Genomic DNA, 17749 nt, shown 5'->3' with positions numbered 1-17749 from the left:
CGGTCCCCCTGTGGCAGGGGCGCACGCCGGACGCAAGGCAACGGCTCATTCTTCCACGTCGGGAGCCACTCGCCCAAATCGGCCGTCCTCGCCGGGGCCCCAGCCGAGGATCGAGAGCATCTCGCGGTCCTTCTTGTCGAAGGCGGCCGGGTCGGTGCGCTCGAGGAGGTCGGGGCGGTTGGCGGTGGTGCGGCGGAAGGCCTCGTCGCGGCGCCAGCGGGCGATCTTGCCGTGGTGGCCGCTGAGGAGGACGTCGGGGATGCCGCGGCCGCGCCACTCCGGCGGCTTGGTGTAGACGGGGCCTTCCAGGAGGTCGGCCATGGCGCCGGGGGCGAAGGAGTCGTCGCGGTGCGACTCGGCGTTGCCGAGGACGCCGGGGAGGAGCCGGGCGACGGCCTCGACCATGACGAGGACGGGGGCCTCGCCGCCGGCCAGGACGTAGTCGCCGATGGAGAGCTCGCGTACGTCGTAGTGGTCGCCGTACTCGTCGATGACGCGGCGGTCGATGCCCTCGTAGCGGGCGGGGGTGAAGACCAGCCACGGCTTCTCGGCGAGCTCGACGGCGATCTCCTGGGTGAAGGGCTTGCCGCTGGGGGTGGGCACGACGATCGTGGGACGGACGCCCTCCGCGCCGGACCCGATGACCGCGTCCAGCGCCTCGCCCCAGGGCTCGGGCTTCATCACCATGCCGGGGCCACCGCCGTAGGGGGTGTCGTCGACGGTGTTGTGCTTGTCGTGCGTCCACTCGCGCAGATCGTGGACGCGTACGTCGAGCCGGCCGCGGGCGCGGGCCTTGCCGACGAGCGAGACGTTCAGCGGCTCGAGGTACTCGGGGAAGATCGTGACGACGTCGAGGCGCATTACTCCTGCTCCTCCTCGGCGTCGCGGGCGCTGGCGACCTCGGCCTCGTCGATGTCGAGGAGGCCGCGCGGCGGGTCGACGACGACGCGCTGCTCGTCGAGGTCGATCTCGGTGACGATCTCGGAGACGAAGGGGATCATCACCTCGGTGCCGTCCGGACGCTCGACGATGAAGAGGTCCTGGGAGGGCAGGTGGGAGATCTCGGCGATCCGGCCGACGGCGGTGCCGTCGACGGTGACGACGTCGAGGTCCATCAGCTGGTGGTCGTAGAACTCCTCGGGGTCCTCGGGAGTCTCGTCCGGGTCGACGTCGGCGATCAGCAGGGTGTTGCGCAGGGCCTCGGCGGCGGTGCGGTCGGCGACACCGGCGAAGCGCAGGAGCAGCCGGCCGCTGTGCACCCGGCCGGTCTCGACGGTCAGCGGGCCCGTGCCCGCGGGGTCCGTGGCCAGTACGGCGCCGGGTCCGAGCCGCAGCTCGGGCTCGTCCGTACGTACCTCTACGGTGACCTCGCCCTTGATGCCGTGGGCACGGCCGATCCTGCCGACTACCAGCTGCACAGTCTTATTCCTTCTCGCATGGTCTTACGAACGCGACAACGGGCCGGGAAGGGAAACCCTTCCCGGCCCGTGCCGGTGCTCTGTCGCTTCTCAGCGGACCTGGTCCACGTCGACGAGGTCGACACGGATGCCACGGCCGCCGATGGCGCCCACGACGGTGCGCAGGGCGCGGGCGGTACGGCCGTTGCGGCCGATCACCTTGCCGAGGTCGTCCGGGTGGACCCGGACCTCCAGCACGCGCCCACGGCGCAGGTCGCGCGAGGCGACCTGCACGTCGTCGGGGTTGTCGACGATGCCCTTCACGAGGTGCTCAAGGGCCTCCTCGAGCATCCTCAGGCCTCGGTCGACTCAGCGGACTCGGCCTCGGCGGCCTCGTCCTTCTTCTCCGACTTCTTGGCCTTCGGGGTGATGGCCTCACCCTTCGCCTCGCCAGCGGCGTTCACACGAGCCTCGAAGAGGTCGCTGAAGTCGCGCTTCTTCTCCTCGGCGACCAGCATCGGGGCCGGGGCCGGCAGACCCTTGAACTTCTGCCAGTCGCCGGTGACCTTGAGGATGGCCAGGACGGGCTCGGTCGGCTGGGCGCCGACGCTCAGCCAGTACTGGGCGCGGTCGCTGTCGACCTCGATGCGGGAGGGGTTCTGCACCGGGTGGTACAGGCCGATCTCCTCGATCGCACGGCCGTCACGGCGGGTGCGGGAGTCGGCGACGACGATGCGGTAGTGAGGCGAACGGATCTTGCCCAGACGCTTCAGCTTGATCTTGACTGCCACTGGAGTGGTGTCTCCTGGTCTTGACGTGGTTGGGCACAACGAGATGCCACGTGGGGTTTGCGGTACTCGGGGTGCCCGATGGACGCGTCAGCCGGAGGAGAGAGGGGTCCTATGCGACTGTCGAGTACAGCGACCCATTGTGCCACACCGATCGCGGGGCGCCGAACGGGCCCGGGACCGCCGGAGCGGACCGGGCGCGATCGGGGACACCCCGTCTCAGCCAACCGGGACGGCGGGCTCCGGGATCCGGAAGGGCTGGCCGCAGCCGCCGCACATGATCGGCGCCTGGGCGAGCACGGACGGCACGACGCGCACATTGCGCCCGCAGTCGCACACGGCCTTCACCCGCACCCCGCCGCCGGAGGAGCCATGGCGCGCGGCCGGGCCCCGGAAGGTGCGCGAGGTGTCGGCCGCGGTGGCGACGGTGTGCGCCTTGAGCGCCCGCTGGAGTCTCTCGATCGTGGGCCGGTAGCGCTTGCGCGCCTCCGGGTTGAGCACGACGAGCGAGAAGCCGCTGCTGGGATGCGGCTCATCGCTGTGGTCGAGCCCCAGCTCCTCGGCGATCGCCAGGAATCGCCGGTTGTGGTAGCGGCCGGCACGAGAGGTGTCCCGGACACCGCGGGCGGCCGCGATGCCGTGCACTGCCTCGTGCAGCAGCCTTTCGAAGGAGAGCTCGGCGCCACAGGCGGACGACGACTCTCCGATCAACGATTCGGGCGCGGCTAGATCCGGCAGCTCGGGGTGGAACCGCTGAATGTCGGCCCACGCCTGTGCCAGCTCTGCGGCGAGAACAGGTGGTGTCGTGCTCACGTCGTGACAACGAGCGGGTGCGGCCCGGTGTTCCGATACCGGGCCATCCCAAATAATTTGCACGTACCAGTCAGTTTCCCGCCTCATTCGTCCTGAGGAGGGCGGGTGCGCAGAACTGCGGAGAAGGAGGGATGAGACGCTCAGCTGTTCGCAAGGTGGGACGTACTGACTCATCAGTAAGCGGCAGTACGCCCCGCTCCGGCGCCCGTACAAGCGCGAACCCCCGGACGCGCGCCTGGGGAGCGCGCACCCGGGGGCGGGTGGATCAGTAGGCGCGCGCGACGATCGCGACGGCGCCCTCGGCGTCGTCGGTCTCCGGCACCGAGCCGTCGGGCATCACCAGGCAGCGCACGGTCACGGCCTGCTCGGCCAGCTTGGCCTCGCCCTCCGCGCCCAGCGTCGCCCACGGGATGCGGGCCCAGCCACCGGCGAGGGCGGCCTCGGCGGCCTCCTCGATGGTCGCCACGTCCGTCGTACGGGCCAGCCGGCGCTCGCGCGACTCGCGCAGCAGCTGCTCCTGGTCCTCCTCCAGGACCTTCGGCAGCAGCGCGGCCAGCTCGTCGATGCGCACCGGCTCCTTGCCGCCCGGGATGCGGCGGGCCAGCATCGCGGTGCCGTTCTCCAGGTCGCGGGGGCCGATCTCGATACGGACCGGAACGCCCTTGAGCTCCCAGTCGACGGCGCGCCGGCCGAAGGGGGTGTCGGTGCGGTCGTCGACCTGCACCCGCACGCCCGCCGCCTTGAGGACGTCGCCGATCTCACGGACCTTGGCGAGGACGGCCTCGTCGCCCTTGATGGCCAGGACCACGGCCTGCACGGACGCCAGCCGCGGCGGCACCCGCAGGCCCTTGTCGTCGCCGTGGGACATGATCAGACCGCCGACCATGCGGGTGGAGACGCCCCAGGAGGTCTGCCAGACCAGCTCCTGCTGTCCGCCCTTGGACAGGTAGGAGGTGTTGAAGGCCTTGGCGAAGTTCTGGCCGAGCTCGTGGCTCGTGCCCATCTGGAGGGCCTTGCCGTCGCCCATCATGCCCTCGAGGGTGAGGGTGTTGATGGCGCCCGCGAAACGCTCCTTGGGCGTCTTGCGGCCGAGCACCACGTCGATGCCCAGGACGTTCACCATGAAGTCGTAGTAGACGTCGCGGTGGATACGGGCCGCGTAGTCACGGGCGTCCTCGTAGGTGGCGTGGGCGGTGTGGCCCTCCTGCCAGAGGAATTCGCTCGTACGGAGAAAGACGCGGGGGCGCATCTCCCAACGGACGACATTGGCCCACTGGTTGATGAGCAGGGGCAGGTCGCGGTAGCTCTGCACCCACTTCGAGAAGTACTCGTTGATGATCGTCTCGGAGGTGGGCCGGACGACGACCGGCTCCTCCAGCTCCTTGCCGCCGCCATGGGTGACGACCGCGAGCTCGGGGGCGAAGCCCTCGACGTGCTCCGCCTCCCTCGTCAGGTAGGACTGCGGGATGAAGAGCGGGAAGTACGCGTTGGAGGCGCCCGCGTCCTTGATCCGGGCGTCCATCTCCTGCTGCATGCGCTCCCAGAGCCCGTACCCGTACGGGCGGATGACCATGGTGCCGCGCACCGGGCCGTTGTCGGCCAGTTCGGCCTTGTTGATCAGGTCCTGGTACCAGCGCGGGAAGTCTTCCGCCTGGGGGGTGAGAATGGGAGCCTTTGCCATGCTGCGAATGGTACGGGGCCCGTCAGGCCGAGTGTGAATCCGTCCGCCGGCGACCGTCTCTTCCCGGCCGCCGGCAGCTCTGCCCGTACATCCGGCACATGCCATCGTGACGGCGGGGCAAAGCTCGGCGTCACCCCCTGGACTCGGCGGCCGAAGCGGAGTTCCCTGGCATCGGGGGGTACTTCGCCACGGCCCGCGGAACGGTTCTTCCCGCGGCTCCGAGCACTCCGCGCGAAGCACCGGATACGCAGCACCGGATTTGAAGCACCAGGCACTCGGCACGGACAGCGGCACTTCATGGGGGCGGAACCACGGACCAGAACATGTGAACCGGCGGATTGGGGCGCTTTCGATGACACCAACGCTCGTGCGGCGGCACCGGCCGTCCCCGACCTCGCCCGAATCCCGGGCCCGCGACTGGGCGGAAATCCAGGAACGGATGCTGGTGCCGCTCTACGAGGCGGTGTACGAGCGCCTGGAGACCGGTCCCGGCACCCGGCTCCTCAGCCTCGGCTGCGGCTCGGGGCTGGCCCTGCTGATGGCCGCGGCCCGGGGGGCCGTCGTCTGCGGTGTGGACGCCGACGGGCGCAGGCTCGCGCTGGCCCGTGAACGGCTGCTGCCGGAGGGCTCCCCGGCGGGCGGCCCGCGCCTCGGCCTCGGCGGGCCCGAGGCCGTGACCGGGCCTGACGACCCGCTCTTCACGCTCGTCACCGCCTTCGACCCGCTCTTCTGCGCGGGCAGCGGCCCCCGGGGCCTGGCGCGGGGGCTCGCCCGCGCCGCCGCCTACGCGGCGCCGGGCTCCCCCGTCGTCCTGGCCGGCTGGGGCCCGCAGGAGCGCTGCGCGGCGTCCGGCGCGCTCCGGGTGGCCGCGCGCCTGGCCGATCCGATGTGCGCCCCGGCCCGCTGGCGCCCGTGCGGCCGTGACGACCTGGAGAACCTGGCCCGCGACGCCGGGCTGACCCCGGACGGCTCGGGCCGGGTCTCCTGCCCGTACGGCTACGCCGACATGGGCAGCGCGGTGCGGGGCCTGCTGTCGACGGGCGCCTTCGACGCGGCGGTCCGGGCGACGGACGAGGAGCAGGTCGCCAAGGAGCTCGTCGAGGCCCTCCACCCGTATCTGCGGGCCGACGGCACGGTGTGGATGCCGAATGTGTTCCGGTATCTGATCGCCCGGGTGTAGGCGTACGGACGACGGACAGCCCCCGGCGGTGCCGGGGGCTGTCGTCGCCTGGGGACCCGCCGGGGGTCAGCCCATGAACTTCTTGAACTCGTCGGGCAGCTCGAACTTGCCGTCGCCGCCCGTCGGGAGCTCGGGCATGCCGCCGGCCTGCGCCTGCTCACGGCGGGCGGCCGCGGCCTCCGCGTCGGCCTTGCGCTTCATCGGGTTGCCGGACTGGCGCTTGCCCTTGCCCTGCTTGATCTGCTTCTTCTTGCGGGCCGCGCCACCGCCCATGCCCGGGATACCCGGCATGCCCGGCATACCGCCGCCCTGGGCCATGCGGGACATCATCTTGCGGGCCTCGAAGAAGCGCTCCACGAGGTTCTTCACCGCGCTGACGTCCACACCGGAGCCCTTGGCGATACGGGCGCGGCGCGAGCCGTTGATGATCGTCGGGTCCTGGCGCTCGGCCGGGGTCATCGACTTGATGATCGCGGCGGTGCGGTCGACGTCGCGCTCGTCGAGGTTGTTGATCTGGTCCTTGATCTGGCCCATGCCCGGGAGCATGCCGAGGAGCTTGGAGATGGAGCCCATCTTGCGGACCTGCTCCATCTGCGACAGGAAGTCGTCGAGCGTGAACTCCTTGGGGCCCTTCGCCAGCTTGGCCGCCATCTTCTCGGCCTCGTCCTGGCTGAAGGTCTGCTCGGCCTTCTCGATGAGGCTGAGCATGTCGCCCATGCCGAGGATGCGGGACGCCATGCGGTCCGGGTGGAACGCGTCGAAGTCGTCCAGCTTCTCGCCGTTGGAGGCGAACATGATCTGCTTGCCGGTCACGTGCGCGACCGACAGGGCGGCACCGCCTCGCGCGTCGCCGTCGAGCTTGGAGAGCACGACGCCGTCGAAGCCGACGCCGTCGCGGAAGGCCTCGGCGGTGTTGACCGCGTCCTGACCGATCATCGCGTCGAGGACGAAGAGGATCTCCTGCGGCTGCACCGCGTCACGGATGTCCGCGGCCTGCTGCATCAGCTCGGCGTCGATGCCGAGGCGGCCGGCGGTGTCGACGATCACCACGTCGTGCTGCTTGGCGTTGGCGTACTCGACGGAGTCCTTGGCGACCTGGACCGGGTCGCCCACGCCGTTGCCCGGCTCCGGCGCGAAGATCGCGACACCGGCGCGCTCGGCGACGACGCCGAGCTGGTTGACGGCGTTGGGGCGCTGGAGGTCACAGGCGACGAGCAGCGGGGCGTGGCCCTGGCCCTTGAGCCAGTGGCCGAGCTTTCCGGCGAGGGTCGTCTTACCGGCACCCTGGAGACCGGCGAGCATGATGACCGTCGGGCCGCTCTTGGCGAAGCGCAGCCGGCGGGTCTCGCCACCGAGGATGGTGACGAGCTCCTCGTTGACGATCTTGATGACCTGCTGGGCCGGGTTCAGGGCCTGGGAGACCTCGGAGCCGGTGGCGCGCTCCTTGACCTGCTTGATGAAGGCCCGCACGACGGGCAGCGCCACATCGGCCTCGAGGAGGGCGATGCGGATCTCGCGTGCCGTGGCGTCGATGTCGGCCTCGGAGAGGCGGCCCTTGCCCCGGAGGTTCTTGAACGTCGCTGCGAGGCGGTCGGAGAGGGTATCGAACACGGTGGTCGCGAGTCCTTCTTGTCGTGAGTCAAGGCGGCGGCTGACCCCCAAGGGTATCCGGCCCTCCCCGGTGCGGTCAGCCGCCCAGTGACTCCTGGACTTCCCGGGCCGTCCGGGCGGCCTCCTCGGGCGGCAGCGGGCCGCCCCCGGCACCCGTCACATAGAACGCGTCCACGGCGCTGGCTCCCAGGGTGCTCACGTGTGCGCTGCGCACCCACAGCCCGGCTTCGTCCAGGGCGCGGCCGATGCGGTGGAGCAGTCCGGGGGCGTCCTGGGCCCGTACTTCCAGGACTGTCGCGTCCCGGGAGCCGCCCGGGGCCACGCTCACCCGGGGCGGCGCGTGGGGGACGCCGGAGCGCCGGCCGCGGTAGGCGGCCTCCCGCTCGGCCAGCCGCCCGGCGACATCGAGGGAGCCGTCCAGGGCCCGCGTCAGGTCCTCGCGCAGCCGTGCCGCCTCCGGCAGGGAGCCGTACTCGGCGGCGACGCGCCAGGTCAGCAGGAGGACCGGGCCGTCGAGGGCGCGGAGCTCGGCCGTGCGGACGCGCAGCCGGTGCAGGGCCAGCACCCCGGCGGCGGCGGGCAGGACGCCCGGCCGGTCGGGGAGCGCGATGAGCAGCTCGACGCCGACGGGCCCGTCGTTCCCGGCGCCCTCCGGGCGGGCCCGCAGGATGACGACCGGGGCGCCGGTGCGCCGGGCCTCGTCGGCGGCGGACGTCTGCTCGGGGGTGGGGGCGAACCTCTCGGGGCCGGGCGGGACGGGGCGGCCGTCGAGGGCGGCGGCCGCCCGGCGCACCAGGTCGGCCACCAGCGAGGCCCGCCAGGCGGTCCAGGCCGTGGGGCCGGTGGCGAGGGCGTCGGCCTCGGTGAGGGCGTGCAGCAGCTCCAGGACGGCGGCGGAGCCGACCGCGTCCGTGACCGCGCGGACCGTGGCGGGGTCGCCGAGGTCGCGGCGGGTGGCGGTGTCGGCCAGCAGGAGGTGGTGGCGGACGAGCGTGGCGAGGACGGTGGCGTCGTCCGGTCCGTAGCCGAGCCGGGCCGCCACCTGGCGGGCGGTCGTGGCGCCCGTCTCGGAGTGGTCGCCGGGCCGGCCCTTGCCGATGTCGTGCAGGAGCGCGGCGAGGAGCAGCAGGTCGGGGCGGCCGACGCGGCGGGTGAGGGCGGCGGCGCGCACGGCCGTCTCGACGAGGTGCCGGTCGACGGTCCAGCGGTGGAGGGCGTTGCGCTGCGGGCGGCAGCGCACGTGCTCCCATTCGGGCAGCAGCCGGGAGACGATTCCCTCGGTCTCCAGGGCCTCCCAGACGGCCACGGCGGGCTCTCCCGCGCCGAGGAGGGTGAGGAGCTGTTCGCGGGCCTCGGCGGGCCAGGGCTCGGGCAGCGGCGCGGCGCCGGCCATGCGGCGCACCGCGTGCCGGGACAGCGGGAGGCCCGCCTGGGCCGCGGCGGCCGCGGCGCGCAGCGGGAGCACGGGGTCGTGCTCGGGGCGGGCGGTACGGGCGAGGCCGACCTCGCCGTCCTGTTCGACGACCCCTTCCGCCAGCGGAGTCCTCTCGGGCGCGACGAAGCCGCCGCGTCCCCCGATGACGCGGCGCAGCCGGGGCCGTCCGGAGCGGGCGCGCAGGACGCGGCCGACCTCGCGCCAGGTGACGTCGGCGGCGTAGGAGACGGTGTGGGCGGCCCGGTACACCCCGCGCAGGAGGGCGTCGGCGTCGGGGAGGCCGAGGGCGGCGGCGACCTGGTCCTGTTCCTGGAGGGCGAGCCGGTCGGTGGCGCGGCCGGTGGCGAGGTGGAGGGCGTCGCGGGTGTCGAGGAGGCGGGTGCGGGCGGCTTCGAGGCCCTCGCGGGGGGCGTCGGCGAGCCAGGAGGCGGCGACGGCCCGCAGGGCGGTGGCGTCGCGGAGGCCGCCGCGCGCCTCCTTCAGGTCGGGTTCCAGCAGGAAGCGCAGCTCGCCCTGGCGGCGGGCGCGTTCCTCGCACAGCTCGCGCAGTTCGGGGAGCCGGGCGGGGGCCTGGGCGCGCCAGTCCTCGTAGGCGGTGGTGCGCAGGGCGGCGGTGAGGGCGGGGTCGCCGGCGAGGTGGCGGGCGTCGAGGAGGCCGAGGTGGACCTTGAGGTCGCTCGCGGCGGCCTTGCGGGTCTCGGCGGGGGTGCGGACGGAGTGGTCGAGGGCGAGGCCCATGTCCCAGACGGGGTACCAGACGCGGTCGGCGAGGGCGGCGATGCCGGGGGCCGTGGTGGTGCCGTCGTGGAGGAGGAGGACGTCGAGGTCGCTGCGGGGGGAGAGTTCGCCGCGCCCGTAGCCGCCGACGGCGACGAGGGCGACGCCGGGGGCGGGGCCGAGGAGCTCGCCCAGCCACTGGTCGGTGGCCCGGGCGAGCTCGGAGCGCAGGGGCGGGCCGGTGAGCCGTCCCTCGGTCAGGAGGCGCAGCCGGGCGGCCGCGTAGCCGCCGTGCCGTCCCGGCTGCGCCTCGGTGTCGTGCTCCGTCAACGGTGGCTCCTGGCGGTCACAGCGCGTCCGGGCCGCGCTCGTCGGTGCGGACGCGGGCGACGGTGTCGAGGGGGACGACCCAGACCTTGCCGTCGCCGATCTTTCCGGTGCGGGCGCTGCGGATGATGACGTCGACGATGTCGTCGGCGTCGTCGTCCTCGGCGAGGACCTCTATGCGGATCTTGGGGACGAGGTCGATGGTGTACTCGGCGCCCCGGTAGACCTCGGTGTGGCCGCGCTGGCGGCCGTGGCCGGTGGCCTCGCTGACGGTCAGGCCGTGGACGCCGAAGTCGCGCAGGGCGGTCTTGACGTCCTCCAGCTTGTAGGGCTTGACGATCGCGGTGACGAGCTTCACGCGTCCACCTTCTTGTCGGGCGTCCCGTTGGGGAGTTGCTGTGCGGGGGTGTGGTGGACGGAGCGGGAGGCGGCGGCCCCGCCGACGGCGGTGAAGTCGTAGGCGGTCTCGGCGTGGAAGGCCTGGTCGATGCCGGTGATCTCGTCCTCCTCGGCGGCGCGGAAGCCGACGAGCTTGTCGACGAGTTTGGCGAGCAGCCAGGAGACGGTGAAGGAGTAGGCCATCACCGAGAAGGCGCCGGCGGCCTGGCGGCCGAGCTGGGTGAGGCCGCCGATGCCGTCGGTGGCGAGGAGGCCGACGAGGAGGGTGCCGATGACGCCGCCGACGAGGTGGACGCCGACCACGTCGAGGGAGTCGTCGAAGCCGAGCCTGAACTTCCAGCTCACGGCCCAGGAGCAGACGGCGCCTGCGACGAGGCCGATGAGGATCGCCCCGAAGGCGTTGACGGCGGCGCCGGAGGGGGTGATGGCGACGAGGCCGGCGACGGCTCCGGAGGCGGCGCCGAGGGTGGTGAACGCGCCGTGCCGGATGCGCTCGTAGGCGAGCCAGCCGAGCATGGCCGCGCCGGTGGCGACCTGGGTGTTCATGGCCATGTTGGCGGCGGTGCCGTTGGCGGCGAGCGCGGAGCCGGCGTTGAAGCCGAACCAGCCGAACCACAGCAGTCCCGCGCCGAGCATCACCAGGGGCAGGCTGTGCGGGCGCATCGGGTCCTTCTTGAAGCCGACGCGCTTGCCGACGACGAGGACGGCGGCCAGGGCGCCGATGCCCGCGTTGATGTGGACGGCCGTGCCGCCGGCGAAGTCGATCACCTTGAGCTTGAACAGCCAGCCGTCGGCCTGCCAGACCCAGTGGGCGACGGGGAAGTAGACGACGCTCACCCACAGGGCGATGAACAGCGTCCAGGCGCTGAACTTCACCCGGTCGGCGAGGGCCCCGCTCATCAGGGCGGGGGTGATGACGGCGAACATCATCTGGAAGAGGGCGAACGCGAGGACGGGGATGCCCTCCTTGCCGCCGGTGAGGGTGTCGGGGTGGATGCCGCTCAGGCCGAGGTGGCCGAGGCCGCCCAGGAGGCCGGCGCCGATGTCGTCACCGAAGGCCAGGGAGTAGCCGTAGAGCACCCATAGGACGCTGACGACTCCCAGTGAGATGAACGACATCATCAGCATGTTGAGCGCGCTCTTCACCCGGACCATGCCGCCGTAGAAGAAGGCCAGGGCGGGTGTCATCAGCATCACGAGCGCGGCACTGATCAGTACGAACGCGGTATCTGCGCCATTCAATGTCGGTGTCTCCTCGCCGCCGCGGCCCAAGCCCCCGTGCGGGCGGTGTCTCTTCGGTGGGCCGTTGTCGCCTTGAGGCTGTCGCAGCGCGGTTTCAGCCGGTGCCATGGGCTGTTTCACGCCGGTGACGATGGCGGCGGGAGTGTTACGTCCCGGTGAACGGCAGGGCGGGCGCGGAGGATCTCCCCTACCCTGTCGGCCGCGGTGCCGCGCGAAGACACGGACCGGCCGTGGCGACCGCCCGGGGTGACCTGGCGTGGGGGAGCCGAGTCGGGCTGTACGGGAGGGTCGCCACGGCCGGGCAGAGGGGCCGGAAGGGTCAGACCGCGTGGGCGGCCTCCAGGGATTCCGGCAGGTGGACGGCGAGTTGGTCGGTCAGGTCGACGACTTCGGCGACGTCGCCGAAGTCGCGGTGGGCGTTGTCGACGGTCTTGCGCAGCCGGTTGTTGACCCGCTCGGAGCGGACCTGTTTGGCGATTCTCAGCGCCTTCTTCACGGGCTCCGCGCAGGCCTCCGGCTCGCGCTGGAGCAGGTGCACGGTGGCCATGCCGATCAGGTTGAGCGCATACGAACGCTGGTGCTCGTCGTCCTGGGAGAACAGCTCGACGGCCCGCTCCATCTTGGGCCGCGCCAGCTGGGCGTAGGTGGGGCTGCGGCCGGCCACATAGGCCAGGTCGCGGAAGGAGTGGGCGTTCTCGGCGTTGAGCTCGGCCTCGGAGAAGAAGCGGATCCAGTCGGGGTCGCCGTCGCCGGACGTGATGTCGGCGAAGCAGTCCTCGGCCATGGCGACCGCGCGCTTGACCTTGGCGGGCTGGCCCATGTTGGCGTAGGCGCGGGCCTCCATGGCGTGGAGCATGGCCTGGGTGCGGGGGGTGGCCGTCTCCCGGGAGCCGTACTGGCCTAGGTGGATCAGCTCCAGGGCGTCGTCCGGGCGGCCGAGGTGGATCATCTGGCGGCTCATCATGGAGAGCACGAACGAGCCCAGGGGGCGGTTGCCGGCCTCCTTGGCGGCGTGGAGGGCGAGGACGAAGTACTTCTGGGCGGTGGGGTGGAGACCGATGTCGTAGCTCATCCAGCCGGCCAGCTCGGCCAGCTCGGCGGCGACGTGGAACAGCCGCCGGGTGGTCTCGTCGGGCTGGGGCTCCTGGAGCAGGTCGGTGACCTCGTGGAGCTGGCCCACCACGGCCTTGCGGCGCAGCCCGCCGCCGCACTGGGCGTCCCACTGGCGGAACATCACGGTCGTCGACTCCAGCAGCTCCAGCTCCGGCTCGGAGAGCCGGGACCTGCGGGAGCGGTCGCGCTCGGCGCCGCGCGCGCCGTCCCGGCCGGCGGGGCCGGGCACCAGCCAGCGCTGCATGGGCTCGATGAGGGCGGGGCCGGCGGTGAGGGCGAGCGAGGTGCCGAGGAAGCCCCGGCGGGCGAGCATCAGGTCGCTGCGGGAGAACTCGCTGAGCAGTTCCACGGTCTGGGGGGCGGCCCAGGGCAGGTCCACCCCGCCGACGGAGGGCGACCGGTGGGCGACGCGCAGGCCGATGTCCTCGACGCCGACGACACAGCCGAAGCGCTCGGAGAAGAGCTCGGAGAGGATCTTGGGGATGGGCTCGCGGGGCTGCTCGCCGTCCAGCCAGCGGCGCACCCGGGAGGTGTCCGTGCTGATGTGATGGGCGCCCAGCTGCCGGGCCCTGCGGTTGACCTGGCGGGCGAGCTCGCCCTTGGACCACCCGCTGCGCAGGAACCATGAGTTCAGCTGTTCGTTCGGGCGTTTCTCACCCTTGTCGGCCCGGTCGGCCTTCTCGGCCCGATCGGTGCCGTCGGCACCACTGACATTGCCGCTCACGGGAACGCCCCCATCCACAAATCCGCAATTACGCGAGTACGTGTCCACACGTGCGTTCACCACGTCTGCGCGTGAACCGCCAACAGCTTGCCGCGTGTTGCGGCCGCCTGTCCGGCGCCGTCCATGCACCGAAAGTAATCCTACGATCACCGTTCAGGCGAGAGCGGTCCAGTAAACGCCACCATTCGCCACCCCAAGGAATGAACGTGTCCCGCGCACTTCGCGATTGACTTGACGCGGAGCAACCGCAGGAAAACCGGGCAACGGGTGGATCGTTGCGCGCCACGGCGCACGGCCTCCGGCGCACCACCCGTCGCACACCGTCGCACCGCCCCGGAGCAGACGTCCGCGACCGTGCGTGTCCGAGACACTCCGACACGTAACCAACTGCGAACACGACCCGTTGGAGGGGGCATGGGCTTCACTATCGGCGGCATCCGGGACCTGCGCTCGAGCTCTCGGCGCCGAGGCCGCGCGTCCGAGTACGCGACGACGGTCGCGGAGTACACCGGCCTGTGGGGCTGGGACGTGGTCCCGGGCGCCCGGGCCTCGCGCGGGGGCCGGGTGATCTGCTCGTGCGGAGCCGCCGACTGCCCCTCCCCCGGCGCCCATCCCCTCCCCTTCGCGTCGCCGGTCCCCGCGGGCTCCACGCTGGACGAGGCCGCGGCCGCCTGGGCGGAGGTGCCGGGCGCTGCCGTACTGCTGCCGGTGGGGCGCTCCTTCGACGTGCTGGAGGTCGCGGAGGCGGCCGGGCGGCACGCCCTGGCCCGGCTGGAGCGGATGGGGGTGCCGCTGGGGCCCGTGGCCCTCACCCCGGACGGCCGCGCGCTGTTCCTCGTCGCCCCCGGCGCGGCCGCGGAGCTCCCCCAGCTGCTCTACCGCATGGGGTGGGACGACGCCCGGCTCGATCTGCGCGGCCTGGGCCGCGGCGACCACATCACGGCCCCGCCGTCGGACTACGCGGGCCTGGGGCCGATGCGCTGGCTGCTGCCGCCCGCCCTCGACACGGCGGGCTGCCCCCCGGAGGCCCGCCTGCTGCTGGGGACGCTGGCGTATGTCTGCCACCGCTCGGCATGACCGCCTCCGGCGCGGTTCCGGGTAAGGGCGGGCCCCGCCGTGCTCACAGTCACGACGGGGCCCGTACGGATCGTTCTACGTCTTCCGGCTAGTCGCCGATCAGCGCGTCGACGAACGCCTCCGGCTCGAACGGCGCGAGGTCGTCCGCGCCCTCGCCGAGACCGACGAGCTTGACCGGTACGCCCAGCTGGCGCTGGACCTGGACGATGATGCCGCCCTTGGCCGTGCCGTCGAGCTTGGTGAGGACGACACCGGTGATGTCGACCACCTCGGCGAAGACCCGGGCCTGGACCAGGCCGTTCTGGCCGGTGGTGGCGTCGAGGACCAGCAGCACCTCGTCGACCGAGCCGTGCTTCTCCACGACGCGCTTGACCTTGCCGAGCTCGTCCATCAGACCGGTCTTGGTGTGCAGCCGGCCGGCGGTGTCGATGAGCACGACGTCCGCGTTCTCGGCGATGCCCTCCTTGACCGCGTCGAAGGCGATCGACGCCGGGTCGCCGCCCTCGGGGCCGCGGACCGTACGGGCGCCCACGCGCTCGCCCCAGGTCTGGAGCTGATCGGCGGCGGCGGCGCGGAAGGTGTCGGCCGCGCCCAGGACGACGGACTTGCCGTCGGCCACCAGCACCCGGGCGAGCTTGCCGGTGGTGGTGGTCTTGCCGACGCCGTTGACGCCGACGACCATCACGACGCCGGGCTTCTCCTCGCCGTTCGTCCCCACACCGGGCTCGGTGTGGACACTGCGGTCGGCGTCGGTGCCGATCAGGGCGAGCAGCTCCTCGCGCAGCAGCTCGCGCAGCTCCTCGGGGGTACGGGTGCCGAGGACCTTGACCCGCTCGCGCAGGCGCTCGACCAGCTCCTGGGTGGGCGCGACGCCCACATCGGCGGTGAGGAGGGTGTCCTCGATCTCCTCCCAGGTGTCCTCGTCGAGGTGCTCACGGGACAGCAGGGTCAGCAGACCCTTGCCGAGGGAGTTCTGGGAACGGGAGAGCCGGGCCCGCAGCCGCACCAGCCGGCCGGCGGTGGGCTCGGGAACCTCGATCTCGGGCTCGGCCGGAGCCTCGACCACGGGCTCCGGCTCCGGCTCCACGACGGGAGCGGTCTCCTCCGGGGCGGGGGCCTCGGGGAGCTCGACTTCCTCCACGGTGCGGCGGGGTTCCGGCCGCGGGGTCTCGGCCTCCTCGCCGACGTGCGGTTCGGCGGGCGGCGCGGTGACGGACGGGCTGCTCGGTGGAGCGGGGGGCAGCGCTTTCTTCTTGCGACTGCTGACCACGAGCCCGCTGATCGCGCCCAGCGCGACCACAGCGATGACTACAGCAAGGATGACGATGTCCATAACGCCCCCAGTATCCGGCACCCGCGCGCGAGGGCGCTGCGGCGGCTTCGGACAGGGCGTGTTCGTACTTTTCCACAAGGACCAATGGCACTAACCGGCCAAAGTTAGATCAAAGTACGATGGCGTGGGTTCACGCGACGCGCGTAGAGTCCCAACGTCCCTTTCTGCCCAGGCCCCGCCCTGCAATTCCCCCACACGGAGCCCCCGATATGGCCCCCACCATGGACAACGCTGCCGAAGGCGCCAACGTGTCCAGCGTCGACAGCGCCGCGAGCGCCGTCGAGACCCGCGGTATCGAGCCGGTACCCGACAACGAACGGCACGGCCGGGTCCGGGAGCTCTTCCCGACCTGGGTGGCCGCCAACATCAGCGTGCTGCTGCTCACCATGGGCGCGGCGCTGGTGGTCTTCAACAAGCTGAACTTCTGGCAGGTCATGATCGTCGCGGCGTGCGCCGCGCTCGTGTCGTTCGGCCTGGTCGGTGTGGTCTCCGTGTCGGGCAAGTGGGGCGGCGCGCCCGGCGCGATGCTCTCCCGGGCCACCTTCGGTGTGCGTGGCAACCTCTTCCCGGGCGCGATCCTGTGGGTCGCCCGCTTCGGCTGGGAGACGATCAACGCGGTCACCGGCGCGTACGCGGTGCTGACCGTGCTCGATCTGGTCTTCGGCGTGAAGAGCAACAACGTGCTGATCGTGATCACGCTGTTCGTCTTCGTCGCCTGCACGTTCCTGGTGAGCGGCATGGGCCGCAAGGTGCTCAACATCTGCAACACGTGGTCGACGTACCTCTTCGGCGTCTTCAGCGTGCTGGTGCTCGGCTACCTGATCGTCCACATCAAGTGGGACGACGTCTTCTCCAAGCCCGCCGGTACCACCGCGATGATGATCGCCGGCATCGGCACGATCGCCGCGGGCGGCATCAGCTGGGTCCCCACCGGCCCCGACTTCGCCCGCTACCTGCCGCACGCCGCCTCCGGCAAGAAGATCGCGGGTGTCACGGTCTCCGGCGCCGGCATGGTGATGGTCCCCATGGTGCTGATGGGCGCGGTGATGGCCGTGGCCACGCCGGGCCTCGCCGACGCGCCGGACCCGGTCTCCTTCCTCGGTGACCTCCTGCCGACGTGGCTCGCCGTGCCCTACCTGATCACCGCGATCGTCGGCATGCTGCTGATCAACTCCCTGTCGATGTACTCGGCCGGCTTCACCGCCCAGACGATGGGCGTCAAGCTGCCGCGCGCGCTGGCCGTGAGCATCAACGCCGCGATCTCGCTGATCGGCGGTCTGCTGCTGATGCTGGTCGCGAAGAGCTTCCTGAGCTCCTTCATCACCTTCCTGATCCTGCTGGCCGTCTCCTTCTCGGCCTGGATCGGCGTCTACGTCGTCGACATGGCCCGGCGGAAGAAGCGGGCCGTCCGCTACGACGCCGAGGCGCTCATGGACACCGGCCGCACCAGCAAGTACTGGTACGTGGGCGGCTTCTGCTGGCAGGCCATGACGGCCTGGGCCGTGGCCCTGCTGGCGGGCATCGCCTTCACCAAGTGCGACTGGTTCGCCGGGCCGCTGTCGGGCACGTTCGTCGGCAAGTACGGGCTGGGCTGGGCGGCGACGATCGTGATCTCGGCGGCCATCATGGCCGTGCTGCCGACGCCGCGTGAGGTTGCGGCGGAAGCCGCGGAGGCGGCGGAGCCGCGCCCGGAGCGGGAGAAGGTCGCCGCGTAAGCTTCGCGACAACGTGCGGAGGGCCCCCTTGCGGGGGCCCTCTTTGCGTTTCCGGCTGCCCGCCGGTAGGGGTGCCCGCGCCTTCGGCGCGGGTTTCGCCCACCCGCCCACCCGATCACCCGGAACCGCAGCCACGAGGTACTGACGGAAGGGGGCGGGGTGGGGTGGATGGGCCCTGGTAGGGGCGTAAAGAGCTC

The 17749-nt window shown here is 72.0% G+C and carries 15 protein-coding genes; 3 read left to right on the top strand and 12 right to left on the bottom strand.

The window, feature by feature from the left end; translation table 11 throughout:
* Positions 1–45: 45 nt before the first annotated feature.
* From trmD to proS, 6 genes are all read right to left on the bottom strand, one after another.
* Entirely contained in the window at positions 46–861 is an 816-nt protein-coding gene (trmD, locus tag RM609_RS26195; protein ID WP_311614033.1) for a tRNA (guanosine(37)-N1)-methyltransferase TrmD, read from the bottom strand.
* Positions 861–1418 carry a ribosome maturation factor RimM gene (gene rimM / locus RM609_RS26190; protein ID WP_311614032.1) on the bottom strand — a complete coding sequence of 186 codons (558 nt, stop codon included), beginning with the start codon at positions 1416–1418 and terminating at the stop codon, positions 861–863. The genes trmD and rimM overlap by 1 nt, the downstream gene beginning before the upstream one ends.
* A gap of 90 nt (positions 1419–1508) precedes the next feature.
* Entirely contained in the window at positions 1509–1748 is a 240-nt protein-coding gene (locus RM609_RS26185; RefSeq protein WP_014153811.1) for an RNA-binding protein, read from the bottom strand.
* Between the two features lie 2 nt (positions 1749–1750).
* Complete coding sequence (rpsP, locus tag RM609_RS26180) at positions 1751–2188, bottom strand: 30S ribosomal protein S16 (RefSeq protein WP_311614031.1); 438 nt, start codon at positions 2186–2188, stop codon at positions 1751–1753.
* Between the two features lie 216 nt (positions 2189–2404).
* On the bottom strand, positions 2405–2998 hold the full coding sequence (locus RM609_RS26175; protein ID WP_311614030.1) for a hypothetical protein: 594 nt from the start codon (positions 2996–2998) through the stop codon (positions 2405–2407).
* A gap of 265 nt (positions 2999–3263) precedes the next feature.
* Entirely contained in the window at positions 3264–4679 is a 1416-nt protein-coding gene (gene proS / locus RM609_RS26170; RefSeq protein ID WP_311614029.1) for a proline--tRNA ligase, read from the bottom strand.
* A 352-nt stretch (positions 4680–5031) separates the two neighbouring features.
* On the opposite strand from proS, the gene RM609_RS26165 reads away from it, so the two are divergent.
* Entirely contained in the window at positions 5032–5859 is an 828-nt protein-coding gene (locus RM609_RS26165; protein WP_311614028.1) for a class I SAM-dependent methyltransferase, read from the top strand.
* A gap of 66 nt (positions 5860–5925) precedes the next feature.
* On the opposite strand, the gene ffh is transcribed toward RM609_RS26165, so the two are convergent.
* The 5 genes from ffh to nsdA all read right to left on the bottom strand — a co-directional run bounded on the left by ffh (position 5926) and on the right by nsdA (position 13427).
* Complete coding sequence (ffh, locus tag RM609_RS26160) at positions 5926–7470, bottom strand: signal recognition particle protein (RefSeq protein ID WP_311614027.1); 1545 nt, start codon at positions 7468–7470, stop codon at positions 5926–5928.
* A gap of 76 nt (positions 7471–7546) precedes the next feature.
* Positions 7547–9952 (bottom strand): [protein-PII] uridylyltransferase, encoded by a 2406-nt coding sequence (locus RM609_RS26155; protein ID WP_311614026.1) that lies wholly within the window; start codon positions 9950–9952, stop codon positions 7547–7549.
* A gap of 16 nt (positions 9953–9968) precedes the next feature.
* The gene (locus RM609_RS26150) at positions 9969–10307 is read right to left on the bottom strand and encodes a P-II family nitrogen regulator (protein ID WP_311614025.1); all 339 of its coding nucleotides are present in this window, start codon (positions 10305–10307) and stop codon (positions 9969–9971) included.
* Complete coding sequence (locus tag RM609_RS26145; RefSeq protein WP_311614024.1) at positions 10304–11590, bottom strand: ammonium transporter; 1287 nt, start codon at positions 11588–11590, stop codon at positions 10304–10306. The genes RM609_RS26150 and RM609_RS26145 overlap by 4 nt, the downstream gene beginning before the upstream one ends.
* 319 nt (positions 11591–11909) lie before the next feature.
* The gene (gene nsdA / locus RM609_RS26140; protein ID WP_311614023.1) at positions 11910–13427 is read right to left on the bottom strand and encodes a transcriptional repressor NsdA; all 1518 of its coding nucleotides are present in this window, start codon (positions 13425–13427) and stop codon (positions 11910–11912) included.
* 414 nt (positions 13428–13841) lie between these two features.
* Here nsdA and RM609_RS26135 point away from each other — a divergent pair, with 414 nt between their 5' ends.
* Positions 13842–14504, top strand: coding sequence for a bifunctional DNA primase/polymerase (locus RM609_RS26135; RefSeq protein WP_311614022.1), 663 nt, complete (start codon positions 13842–13844; stop codon positions 14502–14504).
* A gap of 88 nt (positions 14505–14592) precedes the next feature.
* Here RM609_RS26135 and ftsY read toward each other — a convergent pair whose 3' ends face one another.
* Positions 14593–15837, bottom strand: a complete 1245-nt coding sequence (gene ftsY, locus RM609_RS26130) for a signal recognition particle-docking protein FtsY (protein ID WP_311614021.1) — start codon at positions 15835–15837, stop codon at positions 14593–14595.
* A gap of 209 nt (positions 15838–16046) precedes the next feature.
* On the opposite strand from ftsY, the gene RM609_RS26125 reads away from it, so the two are divergent.
* Entirely contained in the window at positions 16047–17552 is a 1506-nt protein-coding gene (locus RM609_RS26125) for a purine-cytosine permease family protein (protein ID WP_438828540.1), read from the top strand.
* Positions 17553–17749: the final 197 nt, after the last annotated feature.

This window comes from Streptomyces hesseae, assembly GCF_031845785.1.
Lineage (GTDB): Bacteria > Actinomycetota > Actinomycetes > Streptomycetales > Streptomycetaceae > Streptomyces > Streptomyces hesseae.
The sequence above is the reverse complement of the archived record's forward strand: the minus strand, read 5'-3'. Positions and strand labels throughout refer to the sequence as shown.